This window comes from Gordonia sesuvii (assembly GCF_036350415.1).
GTDB lineage: Bacteria > Actinomycetota > Actinomycetes > Mycobacteriales > Mycobacteriaceae > Gordonia > Gordonia sesuvii.
On record NZ_JAZDUF010000003.1, the window covers coordinates 603,927 to 616,925 of the forward strand.

Annotated in this window: 11 protein-coding genes; 6 read left to right on the forward strand and 5 right to left on the reverse strand. The window is 67.6% G+C overall.

Annotated elements, in window-relative coordinates; all coding sequences use genetic code 11:
• Positions 1-2 precede the first annotated feature (2 nt).
• Complete coding sequence (locus tag VZC37_RS13555) at positions 3-860, reverse strand: universal stress protein (protein WP_330433075.1); 858 nt, start codon at positions 858-860, stop codon at positions 3-5.
• A gap of 99 nt (positions 861-959) precedes the next feature.
• Here VZC37_RS13555 and VZC37_RS13560 point away from each other — a divergent pair, with 99 nt between their 5' ends.
• Together VZC37_RS13560 and VZC37_RS13565 are read left to right on the forward strand one after the other, a co-directional pair.
• Complete coding sequence (locus VZC37_RS13560; RefSeq protein WP_330433076.1) at positions 960-1,415, forward strand: cation efflux transmembrane domain-containing protein; 456 nt, start codon at positions 960-962, stop codon at positions 1,413-1,415.
• Positions 1,412-1,873, forward strand: a complete 462-nt coding sequence (locus tag VZC37_RS13565; RefSeq protein WP_330433077.1) for a hypothetical protein — start codon at positions 1,412-1,414, stop codon at positions 1,871-1,873. The genes VZC37_RS13560 and VZC37_RS13565 overlap by 4 nt, the downstream gene beginning before the upstream one ends.
• Positions 1,874-1,885: 12 nt before the next feature.
• Here the strand turns inward: VZC37_RS13565 and rsgA are convergent, their stop codons facing one another.
• Complete coding sequence (rsgA, locus tag VZC37_RS13570; RefSeq protein ID WP_330433078.1) at positions 1,886-2,962, reverse strand: ribosome small subunit-dependent GTPase A; 1,077 nt, start codon at positions 2,960-2,962, stop codon at positions 1,886-1,888.
• A 321-nt stretch (positions 2,963-3,283) separates the two neighbouring features.
• Here rsgA and VZC37_RS13575 point away from each other — a divergent pair, with 321 nt between their 5' ends.
• Positions 3,284-4,942, forward strand: a complete 1,659-nt coding sequence (locus VZC37_RS13575) for an HNH endonuclease signature motif containing protein (protein WP_330433079.1) — start codon at positions 3,284-3,286, stop codon at positions 4,940-4,942.
• Positions 4,943-5,022: 80 nt separating this feature from the next.
• Entirely contained in the window at positions 5,023-6,045 is a 1,023-nt protein-coding gene (locus VZC37_RS13580; protein WP_330433080.1) for a linear amide C-N hydrolase, read from the forward strand.
• Between the two features lie 14 nt (positions 6,046-6,059).
• Here VZC37_RS13580 and VZC37_RS13585 read toward each other — a convergent pair whose 3' ends face one another.
• Both VZC37_RS13585 and VZC37_RS13590 read right to left on the reverse strand, forming a co-directional pair.
• Entirely contained in the window at positions 6,060-8,186 is a 2,127-nt protein-coding gene (locus VZC37_RS13585; protein WP_330433081.1) for an acyltransferase family protein, read from the reverse strand.
• Complete coding sequence (locus tag VZC37_RS13590) at positions 8,183-10,084, reverse strand: glycosyltransferase family 2 protein (protein ID WP_431309399.1); 1,902 nt, start codon at positions 10,082-10,084, stop codon at positions 8,183-8,185. Before VZC37_RS13590 ends, VZC37_RS13585 begins: the two co-directional genes overlap by 4 nt.
• Positions 10,085-10,185: 101 nt before the next feature.
• Here VZC37_RS13590 and VZC37_RS13595 point away from each other — a divergent pair, with 101 nt between their 5' ends.
• Together VZC37_RS13595 and VZC37_RS13600 are read left to right on the forward strand one after the other, a co-directional pair.
• Positions 10,186-11,379: a lipase family protein gene (locus tag VZC37_RS13595; protein WP_330433082.1), complete on the forward strand. Its 1,194-nt coding sequence runs from the start codon at positions 10,186-10,188 to the stop codon at positions 11,377-11,379.
• Between the two features lie 136 nt (positions 11,380-11,515).
• Positions 11,516-12,349 carry an SGNH/GDSL hydrolase family protein gene (locus tag VZC37_RS13600; protein ID WP_330433083.1) on the forward strand — a complete coding sequence of 278 codons (834 nt, stop codon included), beginning with the start codon at positions 11,516-11,518 and terminating at the stop codon, positions 12,347-12,349.
• A 146-nt stretch (positions 12,350-12,495) separates the two neighbouring features.
• Here VZC37_RS13600 and VZC37_RS13605 read toward each other — a convergent pair whose 3' ends face one another.
• A complete protein-coding gene (locus tag VZC37_RS13605) occupies positions 12,496-12,957 on the reverse strand; it encodes a hypothetical protein (RefSeq protein WP_330433084.1) in 462 nt (153 codons plus the stop codon).
• Between the last annotated feature and the right edge of the window lie 42 nt (positions 12,958-12,999).

Here is a 12,999-nt window from a genome sequence, read left to right on the forward strand (position 1 = left end):
CCCTATTGGGTGTGCACCACCATCACCGGGCACTTCGTCACATGCAGCACCGACTGGGTGGTCGAACCGAGGAGCAGGCCACGGAATCCGCCGCGTCCCCGGTTGCCGAGGACCACGAGCTGCGCGTCGTCGGCCGACTTGACGATGCTCTGGGCCGAATTCTCGGCTTCCACAACGGTTGTCACGTCGACATCGGGATAGTCGGCGCGGAACTCGTCGACCAGGCCGGTCACCAACGCCTCCGCGTCGTCGTGGATCTGCTGCTGCGGCGGCAGATGACGTCCGCCGATGACCTCGCCCGACATGGCACCGAAACCGTTGACCGCGACCAGCGACGTCTTCAAGAGTTGCGCCTGCTGGAACGCGGCGGCGGTCGCCACCCGCGAGACCTGCGAACCGTCGACGCCCACCACCACCGGGCCGGCGGCATCGGCACGTGCCGTGGACGGAACCACGACGACCGGGCAGTCGGCGTGCGCGGAGATGTAGGTGCTCACCGACCCGAGCAGCAGGCCGGCGACCCCACCACGGCCCCGGCTGCCGACGACCAGCATCTTCGCCCGCGAGGACAGCTCCTGCAGCAACAGCGACGGCCGGGATTCGACGACCTGGGCGGTGACCTTGACGCCGGGAGCGACCTCGGCCGCCACCTGCGCAGCGTCGTCGACCGCCTGCTGGCTCTCGGCGCGCCAATTGTCGAGGAATCCCTGCGTCGGGACGATGGGCGGATTCTCGAATGCGCACACCACCGTGAGCGGCAGGTTCTCGCGTTTCGCGGCCCCGGCGGCCCACCGAGTAGCGACCAGTGCGTTCTCCGAACCGTCGACCGCGACCACGACCGCGTCGTCACCCAAAGCCATCAACCGTCTCCTTTTCGCATGGTGTCCGTTACGTCCGACCCCACCATCATCCCACCGACCACGGACCGGGTGGCTCGGCACTGCCATACCCTGGAACCCGTGGCAGCCGACCCCCGATCACACGAGCGCCGCGCCCTCCTGCTGAGCCTGGCCGTCACCGGCGCACTCGGCTCGGCCGCACTGGTGTGGGGCATCATCAGCGGCTCGAGCGTCATCCTGTTCGACGGGCTGTACATGCTCGCCGGGATCGTGCTGGTGGCGGTGTCCCTCGTGGCCGCGCGCACCGCGGAGACGCGCCCGACACCCGATTACCCGTTCGGCCGGCACGGCGCCACCCCGCTCGCGGTGTGCCTGCAGGGTGCAGCATTGCTGGCGACGCTTGTGTACGGCGCGTCCGACGCCGTAGCCGTGATCGTCAACGGAGGGTCTGGCGCGTCCGCCGGCAGTGTGGTCGCCTACGGAATCGTGTCGGCGGCGTTGTCGTTGGTGGTGATGATCTTCCTCCGCGGCCCCGCCCGGCACGTGAATCGCAGCTGGCGCAGGCCGAACTGGTGAGCTGGCGGGCCGGCGCACTGTTGAGTCTCATGGTGGCTGTCGGCGGTGTCGTCGCCGTCGTCATGCGCCGCTCCGAGGCCGAATCGGCAGCTGCCTACGTCGATCCGGTCCTCGTCCTGATCGCGTCCGCAGCGATCGCGCCCATGGCCATCTCCCTGCTGCGACAGGGGCTGCGCGAGCTGATGGAGGCGGCCCCTCCCGCCGAACTCCGCGCGACCATCGAAGCGGCAGCCGCCGCGGCCGCATCCGAATACGACCTGCCGGACCCGATCGTGCGCGCCACCCGCCTCGGCCGGCGCCTGTACGTGGAAGTCGACTTCCTTGTGCAACCCGGTGTTTGGCGGGTGGAGGACGAGGACCGGGTCCGGCGCTTCGTCGTCGACCGGCTGGAATCGTCCGACTACCAGCTGTGGGCGACCGTGGAACTCAGTACCGATCCGACGTTGATCGAGGATTGATCAGCGTCGGCGTCACATCTTGCGCGGATGGGACCGATTGATCGACTTACGCAGTCGACCCATCTCCTTCGCCGACCGCTTCGCCTCGGCACGCAGTCGGGCGTCGGTGCGGGCCGCCGCATGGGCGTTCTCCCGCTGCAGCCGGTGATAACTGTCGAGCCGTCGACGAGGCAGGTCGCCGTCCTCGATCGCGGCCAGCACGGCACAGCCCGGTTCGGTCTGGTGCGCGCAGTCGGTGAAGCGGCAGTGCTCTGCCAGATCGGTGATCTCGGCGAAGGTCTGATCGAGACCGTCGTCGACATCGTGCAGTCCCACGCCACGCAACCCGGGAGTATCCAGCAGGACGCCACCGCCCGGTAGCGGCACCAGCTCGCGCCACGCGGTGGTGTGGCGACCCTTGCCGTCCGTGTCGCGAACAGTGTTGATCGCCAACAGATCCGAGCCGAGCAGGCAATTGCCGAGACTGGACTTCCCCGCACCCGACCGGCCGAGCAGGACGACGGTGCCCGTGATCGCGGCCCGGACATCGTCGATGCCCTCGCCCGTCGTGGCGCTGGTGACCAGCACGTTGACGCCCGGCGCGATGTCGGCGACCTCGGTCGCCTTCTGATGGGCATCGGGACACTGGTCTGCCTTGGTCAGGATCACCAGCGGCATGCCGCCGCTCTCCCACGCGAGGGCGAGAAGCCGTTCGATGCGAGATTGTTTGAGCGGGTCGGCGAGGGAGACGACGATCGCCACGATGTCGACGTTGGCGGCCAGCAACTGCCCGACGGAGGTGCCCGACACCCGGGCGCGGGTGACGGCGCTTCGTCGATCGAGGATTGCCGTGATGGTCGCCGCGGACTGCGCGGTGGGCGGTTGCAGTGCCGCCCAGTCGCCTGTGCACAGCACGTGCTGATCTCCGGTCGAATCGGGCGGCACGGTGGCCCGGATGAGGCCAGCTGCGGTGACGACGTCGCACTGGCCTCGTTCGGCCCGGACGACCCGCCCGGGGACGAGGCCCTGTGCTGCGTGTTCCGCGAAGTCGTTGTCGCGCTGCTCGTCCCAGCCGTAGTCGGCGAGCGTCAAAGAATGTTCAGAAGACAATGTAGAGACCCTTGTTGTGATGGGCCTCGGATCCGTGAATGGATCAGATCGAGGCCCGGTGAATGAGGATGGACCGTGCACCGCGCACAGCGGTGCTCGTCGGCACGGTCATCGGCTCATCACTCCAAGGGTCGTCTGCTGACCAGTTGTCAGCGCGTGAGCGACGCTAGTACCTCCGCGTTCCTCGACGCAAGGGGTTTTCCGGCGGACATTTCGCACTCCCGAGAATTGCCCCTTGCGGACATTCCGGACATGGGTTACTCTCGAACATACGTTCGGACTGCAATCGGGGGGTGCAGCAGGATGTCGGACAATGCCCAGGTGAGTGAAGAGCACGTCACCGAGGTGGAAGCGCTGTATCAGCAGCTGCATGCCGTCCTCGATCAGATCCGTGCAGTCGACACCACACCGACGTCTGCCGACGCCATCATGAAGGTCGCCGAAGAACACGAGCGCGCCTACCGGAGGATGAGCGGCATCGGACATCGCCGCGTTCTGGACGTGTCGGATCGTGGCCTGGTCGGCGAGCTCGGGTATCGCGGACTGCTCGATCTGATGTTGCATCGGCTGCGGATACCCGATGCGCGTCGCCGCATGACACACATGCGCTTCGTGGCCGAGATGTATTCGCTGCAAGGCGAACTCATGGAACCGCGTTATGCGCATCTCGCCGATGCGATCGCCGATGGTGATGCCGCCCCGGCGCATGTCGACGTCGTCATCGAGACGATCCGCAAGATCCCGTCATCCGTCCCCGCCGACGTCCAGGATGCGGCCGAGGCGTTGATGGCCGACTTCGCGCGCACGCTCACCCCGAAACAACTCACTGCCGCGGGCGTCCACCTCCTCGAGCGCATCGACCCCGACGGGTCACTCGTCGACGACGCCGACCGCAAGAAACGCCGACAGATGAGCCTCGGCAATCAGGACTCGCAGTCGATGAGTGAACTCGATGCCGTCCTCAGCCCCAAGGCCCGAGCGATGCTCGAAGTGCTGTTCGCGGCGTGGGCCGCACCGGGCATGAACAACCCCGACGACGAGAACTCGCCCAGCGGAGTCGAATCCGACGCCGACATCGAGAAACTGAAGGAAGCTGCGAAGCGCGACAGGCGAACGCCCGCGCAATGCCGCCACGACGCGTTCGAGGCGATGTTGAAGGCGGTCCTCGACGGCGGCGCACTCGGCAAGAGCCACCGCGGTCTGCCGCCGCACCTGGTGGTGAAGATCGACGAGTCCGAGCTCCGCAAGCGCGCGGGCGTCGGCACCACCGCGACGGGTTCGCACCTGCCGATCAAGGACGTGCTCGAGATCGCCGCCGAGGCGCAGTGGCATCTGGCGGTCTTCAAAGACCATACGGCACAACCGCTTTACCTGGGAACTTCCAAGCGACTCGCCAGTCGTGCGCAGCGGCTGGCGCTCTTCGCGCAGCCCGGCGGCAGTGGGTGTTCCACGCCCGGTTGTTCGCAACCGATCGCGCATGCGGAGATCCACCATGCGGAGAAGGACTGGGCAAAGGGCGGTCGCACCAACATCGACGAGACCGCGCCGGCGTGCCCTCGACACAACCGCATGGTCGGGCCCAAGCCCGGGCAATGGACGACACGCATCATCCGGGAAGGTCCGGACGCGGGTCGCGCGGGGTGGTCACTGAATCCGGTGAGTGGTCCGCCACCACCGCCGCGGGTGAACCGCATCCACGAGGTCGGCGAACTCTTCGAGCACTACCTGCGCGGAGGGTCGATCAGTGAAGCGCCGCGCCCGCCGGAGACACCGTCACCGGCTCGGCCGACCACGCCGCCGGCCGGCGGGGTTCGCCCGCGCCGACGGCAGCGAAAGAAGCGCACGCTGGTGCGCCGCATCGGGCGGGACCCGCTGGTCCGTCCCCGTCGTGGGCGGCCGGAGCCGATCGTGCGTCAGCTCAGCGACGAATCCGTGCCAACTAGTCGCCGCCGGCCAGACCTCGTACAGGATCAGCAATAGAGTTCCGCGTGGCCCGGGCCAATCCCCGTGGCGTAACCCGAACAGCGACAGCTGACACGCGAAGAAGTGGTGATCGAGCAATGTGCACCCGAGTGATCTGGCCCGACGCCGACGGCGCCGTACTGGTCGGCCGCAACATGGACTTCCACAAGGATCTGATGACCAACCTGTGGACGCAGCCTCGTGGCATCACCCGCGACGACGGTGTGAAGGGCAAGCTGAGCTGGACGTCCAAGTACGGCAGCGTCATCGCGGCGGCGTTCGACATCATCTCGGTCGACGGCATCAACGAGGCGGGCCTCGCCGGACATGTCCTGTGGCTCGCCGAGTCGGACTACGGCACGCCCGATGACAGCCGCCCGGCATTGAGCCAGGCCGTGTGGTTGCAGTACTTCCTCGACAACTTCGCCACGGTCGCCGAAGCGGTGGACTGGATCGTGGAGACCGACGTCCGGGTGGTGCAGATGCCCGATCCCACCGGCGGCAACCCGCCGACCATCCACCTTGCGCTCGACGACGCCGGCGGCGACTCCGCGATCATCGAGTACGTCGGCGGCGAACCGCAGGTGTACCACAGCCGCGACTACCACGTGATGACCAACTCCCCCACCTACGATCAGCAGATTCAGCTGCTCACCCGGTGGGAAGGACTCGGCGGCGACCAGCCGCTCCCCGGTGACACCGAGGCCGAGCACCGCTTCGCGCGCGCGGCCTACTATTCGCGGCGGCTGCCGCAACCGGCCACCCAGTCGGAGGCGGTCGCCAGCATGTTCAGCGTCATCCGCAACGCCGCACAGCCGTTCCGGCTGCCCGATGCCGGGAAACCCGATGCCTCGCAGACCATCTGGCAGACCGTCACCGACCTGACGAACAAGCGGTACGTGTTCGAATCCACGACCCGACCGAACATCGTCTGGACCGACCTGGCCGATCTCGACTTCGCCGAGGGCTCACCGCAACTCAAGCTCGACCTGCAGAGCACGCTGTCGATCGAGGGCGGGATCGCCGGCAACGTCAGCAACCAGTTCCAGGATCACGGCCCGATGACGTTCCTGTCGTTCGCACTGCTCGAGCAGCTGGAGAAGATGCAGCAGCCGACGTAGGCGCCGGCGGGACGTCACCGTCCGGTGTAGTCGAACCGCGCCTCGTCGAGCTGCCGTACCAGCGCGGGCTCGAGCACCTCGGCCGCCGTCGCGGTGAGGTGCGAGTCGTCGCGGTAGAAGAGGATCTTGTTACGCGCCGGGAAGCACAGATTGTCGTCGCACAGCAGATCATTCACGCCGATGGTGATGATGTCGGTGCTCTCCCCCGCCGCCTGCTGATCCAGGATGGGCTCGATGCGGGTGAAGCCGTCGAGCGGGAAGTCGCACTGGTGCCAGTTGTCCAACGCGCCGGACATGCAGTCGGCGATCTGGAATCCGGGGTACGGGGTGTCGGCGATGTAGACGATCTGGGCGCCGGTGGCGCGCAGCGTGGTGAGGGTGTCGTCCCAGGCGGTGTCGACCGCGGCCCGCTCCGGCACATACGTCGACAGCGACGACACGAAGACGATCTTTGGCGACAGAGATGTGATGTCCTGCAACGCATCCGCCCGCCACTGCGTGCACTCGGAGGTGGTGTACGGGTCGGCCACCCCCGGCCGAGGCCGCAGATTCTGCGCCGGGCAGGCGGCCTTGGTGAACTGGTGAATCTGCCAGCCGTGCGTGCTGCCGATGCTGCGGATCGCTTCCGACCACTGGTCGGCGTGGCTGTCGCCGAACAGCACCACCGGCACACCGTTGTCGGGCCCGAAGGTGCAGTCGTGACCGGCTGCCTGCTCGCCGACCGGGATCAGACATTCGTGCGGTTCGGGACGGTCGTCGTAGGCCTGAAAGGGATTGGGCACCACCGGACCCGCGGGCTCGGTGCTCTCCGAACCGAACACCGACTGATAGCTGAGCGCGGCGTTGGCGACGGTGTCGCGGCTGGCGATCTGCACGGCGACCACGCCGGCCGTCATCGTCACGGCAAGGCCCACCACCACACCGGTCACGCCCACCGAGATCGACGCAGAGGCGTTACGTCGCAGCTCGCGGTTGTTGATGATCGGCTCTTCGAAGTACAGCGTCGACACGGTCGCGATGCCCAGGGCCACCACGGATACGAGGAGCAGCGCGGGCCAGGATGTTGCGCCGGTGACGGTTTCGAACAGGACGATCGCCGGCCAATGCCACAGATACCAGGCGTAGGAGACGCGGCCGAGGAAGGTGAGCGGGGGTGTGGAGAGGAGGGTGGAGATGGCGGGCCCTTCGTGACGCCTCGCTCGTTCCTCGCGAGGCTCCTCAGGGACCGGGGGGCGCAACTGCCCGGACGCAATCACCAGCGCGGCACCCATCGTCGGCAGCAGTGCCGCGGTGCCGGGATAAGGGGTGGTGGAGTCGATCGTCAGCACGGCGACGACGATGCCCGCGAAGCCGAGCCAGCCGATCAGAATGGCGACCACCGCCGCGAGCCGCGGCGACTTCCACCGCAACGCGAACAACGGTGCGGCCACGGCGATCAGCCCACCGACACCGAACTGCCAGGCACGGCTGTAGGTGGCCATGTAGGCGGCGGCCGGGTCGGTCGGGGTCAGCCGGATCGCCACCACCAGCGAGGCGACGGTGATCGCGCCGACCACCAGACCCACGGCCATCCGCATGGACACATAGCGGCGCAACGCCGTTCGCGACGCCACCGCCGCGGCGGCGAACACCGCCAGCGGCCACACGAAGTACAGCTGTTCCTCGATCGACAACGACCAGAAGTGCGTCGCGAGACTGCCGTCGATGGCGCCGGCGAGATAGTCGGCGTCCTGCGACAGGAATTGCCAGTTCGCCAATTGTGCTGCGGCAGCGAGCAGATCGATGGCCTGCTTGAACACCTTGAGCAGCGGCATCGTCAACGCGGCACCGATGATCGACACCACGATCACCAGCGCCGCCGCCGGGATGATGCGCCGCGCCCGTCGTGCGTAGAACCCCTTGAACGACAACGACCCGGTGGTCTCGTACTCGCGGATCAACAGGCGGGTGATCAGGAACCCGGAGATGACGAAGAAGATGTCGACGCCGACGAAACCGCCGGTGACGAACGGGACATGCGCGTGGAACAGCACCACCAACAGGACCGCGATGCCGCGCAGCCCGGCGATGTCGTCGAAGAAGACCTTGGCCGCCGGAGTGCGAATCGGTTCGGTCGGCGCATCGTGGGAGAGGGTCGTCACGCGCCCGCCCAGGGCACCATGATGTCGAAGAGGCCCAGGGCCAGTGCCGCGATGAATACGATCGCGGATGTGTAGCCGATGACCTCCCAGATGGTGATGCGGTTCCAGTTGGTGGAGGTCGGGCGGTAGGGGGTTTGTTGGGGGTGCGCGTTGTTGGCGGCGGCCCTTCGTGACGCTCGGCTAGCGCCTCGCTCCTCAGGGACCGAGTGGTGACGGCTAGCGCTCCGGACCTCCTCAGGGAGCGGGGGGTGGGAGGGCCGGAGGACGCGGATGAACTCGAGCAGCAGGGGTGCGGTCAGGTAGGTGTAGGCGAGGACGAAGCCGACCATCATCCAGAAGTCGTCGAGCCCGTACACCACCACGTCGCGGATGATGAACGCCCAGAAGGCGACCAGGGAGCCACCGAGGGTGACGGCACCGAGCCACGAGATGGACCGCGCCAGCGAGTTGCTCTTGCCGATCGCGCCGGTGGGCACCCAGTCGAGCTCCCGTCCGATCACCTTGTGCCAGATGGCGATCGTGTGGGCGTAGCTGTAGGCGATCTGCACCCGCAGCACCTCGAACCGCCACCGGGTGCGCGACACCAGCGGGAACAGCACCACGTACACCCACAGGCCGAACAGGAATGGGACGAGTTGTTCGGGCCGCACGTCGTCGGGGTAGAAGGCGGCCATGATGATGCCGGGCGGGAACAGCAGGAAGACGTTCATCGCGGTGGTCAGGTAGTAGAAGATGCCCGCCCAGTGGGCGAACCACTGCCGCAGGCGCATTCGTCGCGGCGACTCGATGTGGTCGTTGCGCAGCCGCGACAACGACCCCTGACACCAGCGGTACTGCTGATTGAGGAAGCCGGCGAGGTCCGACGGGCACAACCCCCGCGACAACACCACCGGTACGTACCGGATCTCGTAGCCGGCCTGCTGCAGGTGGCGGCCGGTGTGCAGATCCTCGGAGTGCTCGATGGGGGCGAACCCGCCGACCTGCTCGAGCGCGCTACGCCGGTACACCGCCGACGTGCCGACGCAGTTGGCCGCGCCGATCCGATCACGCGACGGCAGCACCCAGCGGTAGAAGAACTCCTGGGTGGCGCCCGCGGTGCGCTGAATCCAGTGCATCGCCTCGGTCGTGTCGAAGCACTGCGGGCTCTGCGCGATCGCGACCTGCGGGTCGTCGAGGTAGGGCACGAGGTGACGTAGGAAGTCGGGGCGGGGGCAGAAGTCGGCGTCGAAGATGACGATCAGTTCGCCGGCGCTGATGGTGCACGCGTGCCGCAGGTTGCCGGCCTTCCGCAGGTGCCCGCGGTCGGGACGCACGACATAGCGAAAGCCGTGGTCGGCGGCCAGCGCACGCACCTCGTCGCGGTCCGCGTCGTCGAGCACGAACACGGTCAGCGGGCTCGACCAGCTCAGCGCGTGGACGTGCCGGTAGGTGTTGCGCAGGATGTCGAGGCTCTCACCGCACGTCGGCAGGAAGACGTCGACGCTCGGGTGCCAGCCGTTGTGGTTCTGCCACTCGGTGATCTTCTCCTGGTGCGACCGCCAGGTGACGCGGCGTCGGTAGGTGCCGGTGAGCGTGGACAGCGTGTTCCCGATCACATTCGCGGCCAGGACGATCCACACGGGCCACAACAGCGGGTGGCCGGTCGTGAACAGGATCATCGACCAGGCGACGAGCAGAAAAGCGGAGATCAGTAGCGGCTGAATCCAGCGCATCTGCGGGCCGAGGTAGTCGTACACCTCGTCGTCGGCGGGTGGCGACACCGCCTGCGGGTCGTATTCCGGCGCCGGGGGTTCCGCCTTGCCGCGACGCACCGGACGGGTGGGCAGCGCGATCGGTTCGGTGTCGACGTCGACGACCGCGATGCGCGCCGTGTCGTCCTCCCCGATCGTCAACTCCACGCGATCAGAATCGGGGAGGCGAGGCGACGACGCAAACCGCGCAATTGTGATCTCGAATGGCCCGCAGTGGCGGTATGCAACGCAGCGGCTACCTTTCTTCTGTGAAATCGCGGCGAATGCTCGGCGTGGCGGCGTACGGAATCGCCGCGTTGCTGCTGATCTCCGCGTGCGCCGGGGAGGGCTCGCCGGATGTGCAGGCGACGTCGTCCGGGGTCACGATCAGCGCAGATGCGCGCGACCGGCAGGGTGAGGTGGTCGGCACCGAACCCGGCCTCGAGCAGTGGGCGGCGGCACTTCCCGCCGGTACCCGCGCAACCCGGATCGTCTACCGGTCCACCTCCGGTGTGGACGGTGCGGGCACCGCGGTCAGCGGGGCGATATTCATATCTTCTGATGAACGCCGCCCCGAGGACGGCTGGCCGCTGATCGCCTACGCGCACGGCACCACCGGCATCAGTCGGGACTGCGCACCGTCGGACCGGGCGGACATGTTCGGTGATCTGACCGCGGTCGACGACTTCCTGCGCCGCGGCTACGCAGTGGTGACCACCGACTACCAGGGCCTCGGAATCCGCACCGGCGAGACACCGCCGCACCCCTACCTCGAACCCCACACGGCCGCATACAACGTCATCGATGCCGTGCGCGCGGCGCGGTCGGTGGAGCCCGACATCGGGACCGAGTGGTTCGCGGTCGGCGCATCGCAGGGCGGCGCGGCGGCGTGGGCGACGGCCGAGCAGTACGCGTCCTACGGCGACGGCAGCGGCGACCTCGTCGGGGCTGTGGCGGTGGCGCCCCTGCTGGACGCGACGTATCTGGTCGACAACGCGCAGAACGGGCATCTCACCACCGCACAGCGCTATCTGTATCCGCTGGTCGTCCGGGGAGTTGCGCAGGCCGATCCGCAGATCACGATCAGCGATCACATCGCATCGACCGGGCCGGCGGCGTCCTGCCCGCTGGACCGCACCGCCCTCGCCACACAGCCGGCCGCGGCGTCGGACGCGTTCGTCGCGGTCACGCCGGCCGCTGCTGAACGCCTGCGCACCACGGTCGGGTCCTACGCGTTGCCGCAGGAGTCCACGGAGGTGCCGATCCTGGCCTTCTACGGCAGTCTGGACGACATCATCCCGCCCGACGTAATGCAAATCACACTGCAACGTGGCTGCAGCGTCGGCGATCAGCTCACGCGGGTTCGCCGTGAACGACAAGGGCATTCACTCGATCCGGGACCGCTGATGGCGAAGTGGATGAGTGATCGGCTCGTCGGCGCGCCGGTGCCGAGTGATTGCTGAGCGGAAACGGACAACTCACCGAGAAGTCGCAGCGGACCGCCCGTTACAGTGACACGGTCGGACCGGCGCTGAAGCAAACCGGCGCTGCAGGTCGGCGTACTGGTTTGTGGTTGTTTCGATTCGGGAGCGTGCGGGGATGCCGAAGGTTGTCAAGCGGATCTGGGATTCGGCTCCGCTGTGGGCGTGGATCGTCATGGCCGTCTGTGTGGTGATCCTGGTGGTCGGCCTGATCATCTCGTCTAACCGCACCGCACCCACGTCGCCGTCGGCGGCCGAGACGCTGCCCACCACCAGCACCGCGATGCAGACCCCGGCGACCGTGGCGTTCGTCGACGACGCCCGCGCCAACCCGGAGACCCCGAAAACGCTCGTGCTGCTGGGCGACTCGACGGGGGCCGACCCCAACGGCTGGGCGCCCGCGCTGGGCGAGTCGATCTCGCAGACGCTGGAGCGCCCGGTGGCCACCCGGTACTGGAACTCGTCAACCGACAGCTACGGGCCGATGGTCGGGCTCGGCGACGGACCCAACGGTCCCGTCGGTTACTGGAATGCCAGCGCGTCGGGCCGTGACGCCGACTATGCGCTCGACAACCTGGACGCGATGATCACGCCCGACGTGACGCCGGATCTGATCATGCTGAACTTCGGCCACACCCAGGACACCAGCCAGCCGCTCGCGCCGCAGCTGCAGCCGCTCATCGACGAGCTGCGCCAGCGCTATCCCGAGGCCGACCTGGTCGCCATCAAGCAGAGCCCCGCGCAGGGTGCGGACACGGCCGCTCAGCTCGAGGGCTTCGCCGCCGCCATGGACGCCGAGGGCATCCAGCTGATCGACGTCAGTTCCGCCTTCCCCACCAGCTCGACCCAGTTGTCGGCGCTGCTGCGGGACAGCGTCAACCCGAACGCCGAGGGTCAGCAGCTGTGGACGCGGACCGTGTTGTCGGCGTTCGGGTTGCCGGAGGTGCAGTAGGGTCCCGATCCCCGGGGTTTCCCCGATCCCTGAGGAGCGAGCTTGCGAGCGTCTCGAAGGGTCTCGAAGCGTCACGAAGGGCGGCCCTTCGTGACGATCCTCCACCAGCGCTCCGGATCTCCTCAGGGACCAGGTGGTGGTGTGATTCAGGCCGCGCGAGCGGGCAACACGGATTCGATGGCGCCCCAGATGACCTGTGCCAGCGGCGTCGCGATCACCGCGGGAATGCCCTGCGCCTGCAGGTAGGCCGAGATGAGCGGCACGGTGACGATGGCCCAATCGAAGTTGTCGAGGAAGTCGCCGACGATCGGCCCGAGTTCGGCGGAACCGCTCGAGGAACCGCTCGACGACCCGAAGGACGGTGACTCGGTCTCGGTCTCGTCGGACTCCGTCTCCTCGGTCTCCTCGACCACCGGTGTGCGGTTGAGCGAGTCGAGAACCGCCTGCTTGATCTGGAGCTTCTGCGCCTCGGTCGGCGCCCAGTAGGCGGTGGACTGGGTGGCGGCGCCCGACGGCGCGGCGAGGGCCGGCGCGGCGGCGAGCCCCGTGACGCTGACCGATGCCGCGATCGACAGCGCGGCGATACCGGATGCGAGTTTCTTCTTCATGCAATCTCCCCGAAGATTGTGAGAACAGCTGTTGTCTGAACA

Excerpts from the sequence above, each read along its gene's own strand:
- VZC37_RS13555 (WP_330433075.1), bottom strand. The coding sequence starts at position 860 with ATGGCTTTGGGTGACGACGCGGTCGTGGTCGCGGTCGACGGTTCGGAG.
- VZC37_RS13580 (WP_330433080.1), top strand. The coding sequence starts at position 5,023 with ATGTGCACCCGAGTGATCTGGCCCGACGCCGACGGCGCCGTACTGGTC.
- VZC37_RS13600 (WP_330433083.1), top strand. The coding sequence starts at position 11,516 with ATGCCGAAGGTTGTCAAGCGGATCTGGGATTCGGCTCCGCTGTGGGCG.
- VZC37_RS13605 (WP_330433084.1), bottom strand. The coding sequence starts at position 12,957 with ATGAAGAAGAAACTCGCATCCGGTATCGCCGCGCTGTCGATCGCGGCA.